Annotated in this window: 1 rRNA gene; it reads left to right on the plus strand. The window is 54.6% G+C overall.

From position 1 onward, the window contains the following. Positions 1-456: ribosomal RNA gene (locus tag C477_RS24290) — 23S ribosomal RNA — on the plus strand; the annotation flags it as partial.

Raw genomic sequence — 456 nt, forward strand, 5'->3', positions numbered from 1 at the left:
TGACAGTGTCCGGCACAACGACGGACGCTGACGCGAAAGCGTGGTCTAGCGAACCAATTAGCCTGCTTGATGCGGGCAATTGCTGACAAAAAAGCTACCTTAGGGATAACAGAGTCGTCACTCGCAAGAGCACATATCGACCGAGTGGCTTGCTACCTCGATGTCGGTTCCCTCCATCCTGCCCGTGCAGAAGCGGGCAAGGGTGAGGTTGTTCGCCTATTAAAGGAGGTCGTGAGCTGGGTTTAGACCGTCGTGAGACAGGTCGGTTGCTATCTATTGGGGGTGTTATGGTTCCTGACGGGAACGTTCGTATAGTACGAGAGGAACTACGAATGGGTGCCACTGGTGTACCGGTTGTTCGAGAGAGCACGTGCCGGGCAGCCACGCACCACGGGGTAAGAGCTGAACGCATCTAAGCTCGAAACCCACTTGGAAAAGAGATACCACTGAGATCAC

It is taken from the genome of Haloterrigena salina JCM 13891 (genome assembly GCF_000337495.1).
Classification (GTDB): domain Archaea; phylum Halobacteriota; class Halobacteria; order Halobacteriales; family Natrialbaceae; genus Haloterrigena; species Haloterrigena salina.